The sequence below is a fragment of the Tissierellales bacterium genome, assembly GCA_035301805.1.
Classification (GTDB): domain Bacteria; phylum Bacillota; class Clostridia; order Tissierellales; family DATGTQ01; genus DATGTQ01.
Genome location: DATGTQ010000215.1, coordinates 1 through 3,801 on the forward strand (window position 1 = coordinate 1; position 3,801 = coordinate 3,801).

Annotated in this window: 4 protein-coding genes; all 4 read right to left on the bottom strand. The window is 27.8% G+C overall.

Annotated elements, in window-relative coordinates; all coding sequences use genetic code 11:
* The coding region (locus VK071_11015; protein ID HLR35839.1) for an AAA family ATPase at nt 1-1,658 on the bottom strand (1,658 nt) is incomplete at its 3' end.
* Nucleotides 1,659-1,713: 55 nt separating this feature from the next.
* The gene (locus tag VK071_11020) at nt 1,714-2,811 is read right to left on the bottom strand and encodes a radical SAM protein (protein HLR35840.1); all 1,098 of its coding nucleotides are present in this window, start codon (nt 2,809-2,811) and stop codon (nt 1,714-1,716) included.
* A complete protein-coding gene (rnc, locus tag VK071_11025; protein HLR35841.1) occupies nt 2,804-3,526 on the bottom strand; it encodes a ribonuclease III in 723 nt (240 codons plus the stop codon). The genes VK071_11020 and rnc overlap by 8 nt, the downstream gene beginning before the upstream one ends.
* 73 nt (nt 3,527-3,599) lie before the next feature.
* Nucleotides 3,600-3,801 (bottom strand): acyl carrier protein (locus tag VK071_11030; GenBank protein HLR35842.1); only part of this gene is annotated, 202 nt, incomplete at its 5' end.

Consider the following 3,801-nt stretch of genomic DNA (forward strand, 5'->3'; position numbering starts at 1 on the left):
AAACTTGAACCTAATGCTACTCCAATTGCTTTTTCATATTTATCTTCTACTTTTATTAAATCTGCCACTACACCTACTATACCTTCTCCTAAAATAGAATCTTTTTTACAAGCCTTCATTACATTTTTTACACTTCTATAAAATCCTTCATAACTTTCTTCCATATTTACTAAAAACCTATGATTAGATATTTTTCCTTGTAAATTTCCCCTATTTTCATTAGATTTATCATATAAATTGGATAAGTCTTTCTGCAATTCTTTAATCTTTTTGTTTGAATTTACTAGTTCTTTACTAATATCTTTTACTTCTTCTTTTTTTAACTTTTCTTCTTTTAATAAACTATCTATTATTTTTACTCTTTCTGTTTTGTCATTTTCAATTTCTTTAATCTCTTTATTAACCTGAGATATCCTATTATCAATATTCTTTTGAAAAGAATTAAGATTGTTTATTTTGCTTTTTCTGTCAGTCATTAAATTAAAAGTATCAATAATATTACCTTTAGTTTCATCTATTATTTTTTCTTCATTTAATATATCTTTTTCTAAATATTCTGCTCGTTTAAATTCTTCTTTATATTTTTCTTTTAGTTGATTTAATTCCTGATTATGTTCTTCATAAGTTAATTGTAACTCCTTTGCATTAGAAGACAGTCTTCCTTTTTCTTCTATTAACTTATTAATTTCTTCTTCTAGCCTTTCTTTTTCTTTTCTATTGTATTTTTCTTTTTCATCTAATAATGTGAGTTTATTTCTTTTATCCTCAAGTTCTTTTTGTAAATCAAACCTTTTATTTTGGAATTCCTCCATATGCTTATCCATTTTATTAATGCTGTTTTTTTCTTCGTTGTATTTATTCTCTACAATATTTCTTTCTTTTATCTTTTTTTGTAATTTTTCTTTTAAACTTGTTTTTTCTTTTTCAATTTCCTCTAATTTAATATTCAAACTATCTAGCTCTCTTATAATGACGTTTATTTCTAACCCTTTTAATTCTTCTACTCTGCCCATATATTCTTTTGCTGCCTTAGATTGTTCCTTTAAAGGTTTTAATTGCCTTTCTAGTTCAAGTACAATATCATTTATTCGCACTAAATTTTCTTCAGTTTTAACTAGCTTTTTCTCTGCTTTTTCTTTTCTAGTTTTGTATTTAGTTATTCCAGCAGCTTCCTCAAAAATACTCCTTCTTTCTTCTGGCTTATTACTTAATATTTCATCAACCCTACCTTGTCCAATAATAGAATATCCATCTTTACCTACACCAGTATCCATAAATAATTTTTTTATATCCCGCAATCTACAGGAGTTCTTATTTATATAATATTCACTTTCTCCTGATCTAAATATTCTCCTAGTAATAGATACTTCTGAATACTCTATGGGAATATTATTATCTTTATTGTCAAAAGTAATTGAAACTTCTCCAAAACCTAGGGGCCTTCTGTTTTTCGTTCCAGCAAATATAATATCTTCCATTTTATTTCCCCTTAGGGTTTTTACGCTTTGTTCACCTAAAACCCACCTAATAGCATCAGAAACATTACTTTTCCCACTGCCATTAGGACCGACTATACAAGTGATACCATTTTCAAAATTAATCTCAGTTTTATCAGCAAAAGATTTAAAACCTTGAATTTCTAGTTTTTTTAAATACAACTTAAACACCCCATGTTTCGACGTTAAAAGGTTTCCAGCAAAAGGAAACCTAATTTTAAGTTATTATATTATTTTTAAATAAATAATCTTTAATTATTTCATCTTTATTAATTGTATCATATATATTATCAAAATTAATCTTTATATTGTTGTCTGCTACGTCTTCACCATAAATCTTTATTTTTTTAAACCCATACTTTTCTTTTATATATTTAATATTTTTAGATTTTTGTCCAGAAATATTTGATATATCTTTATTGTTTATTTTTAGTATTAAAGTTTTGCCAGTGGTTCTAAACTTATCCATAGTTTCAAAATATCTTTCTAAAATCATTTTATATATATTTGACTCTACTAGTTGTCTAAAAGATGGATGGAAAGGTCCGGCTACTACATCCTTACCCAAGGAGATTTTTTCTGTAGGCTGAAGACCTATTCTTATAACATTTATATTGTAATATTCAAAAAGCAATAGTAAATCTGTAGATATATTTACTGCTTCCTCTAAAGATAATGGAATGTAGTTGCCATTTAAATATAATTTTTCCAAATAAGTATCTTTAATAATTAAGGTTGGATATATTCTTACACAATCAGGCCGTTGGCTAGCTATTTGTTTTGCTGTATATAAGCTTTTTTCTTTAGTATCCTTTGGCAATCCTACCATCATTTGAAGTCCTAGTTTAAAATCGAACTTCTTTATTAAGTCAACAGCTTTATACACCTCTGCCTCTACATGACCCCTGCCGCTTGCTTTAAGTACATCATTTGCTAGGGATTGGACACCTAATTCTATAGTATCTACTCCAAAAGATTTTAGCAATTTAAGTATTTCAGTATTTATATAATCCGGTCTAGTAGAAAGCCTAATTTCATCTATTATATCTTCTTTTTTATAATTGTAAGGAATAGTTAGTAAATCTTTTTGTACCTCTTTATCAATACCTGTAAAACTGCCACCATAAAAGGCAACTTCTAATTTCTTTTTATTTTTAGGAATAGTCTCTAAACTGTTTTCAATCTTTTTCTTTACATCATTTATATTTACATTAGTAGATAAGCCTGTGATTCTTTGCTGATTACAAAATACACAACTATGGGGGCAGCCAAGGTGTGGAACAAAAATAGGTATAATATAATGTTTATTACTCATCGGATACACCTAATTTATTTAATGCTGATTTAGCGGCCACTTGTTCCGCCTCTTTTTTGCTTCTACCTTTACCACTTCCATATAGTTCCCCGTCTACCATAAGATTTATATAAAAAACTTTATCATGATCTGGCCCTTGCTCCTTGATTACTGAATATTTGACCTTGACCTTTTTGGTTCTTTGTAGTTCTTCCTGAAGCCTAGTCTTATAGTCAGTAAATAAATATTCAAAGCTTGTTGTTCTTGGTACTTTAACTTCTATCATATCAATTATAAATTTTTTAGTATTTTCTAAACCACCGTCTAAGTATATAGAACCTATTAAAGCTTCTAAAGCATCGGCTTGAATAGAATCTCTATTTCTTCCTCCAGTAACTTCTTCGCCTTTCCCTAATAACAAATAATCTCCTAAGTTCATCGTTTTAGCAGCATAAGCTAAGGATGTCTCACATACAATCGAGGCTCTAAATTTAGTTAACTCTCCTTCAGGATCGTTAGGAAATTTCCTGTATACATATTCACTAACTATAAGATTAAGTACTGAATCTCCTAAAAACTCTAATCTTTCATTATGGGTCCAATTTTTAGATTTATTTTCATTAGCATAAGAACTATGAGTCAAAGCCTTCTTTAATAATTTTTTATTTTTAAAATAGTATCCAATTTTCTTTTGAAGATCTATTAAATCTTTATTTTTAATTCTGCTACTAACCACATAATTACCTCCATAATGGTTACTGTATAAAATTTTGAAAATTCAAAATTTTATACAGTAACTTTTAATATACTTAATCAACGTTTTTAACATTTTCTATATATTCAACAACATCTCCTACAGTACTAATATCTTCTAATTCTTCCTCTTCAACCTCTATTTCAAATTCGTCTTCAACACTCATTATCAGTTCTAATATATCTACAGAATCTGCATTTAGGTCATCTTGGAAAGACGTATCCATAGCCACATCTCCTTCTAAATTAAATTGTTCA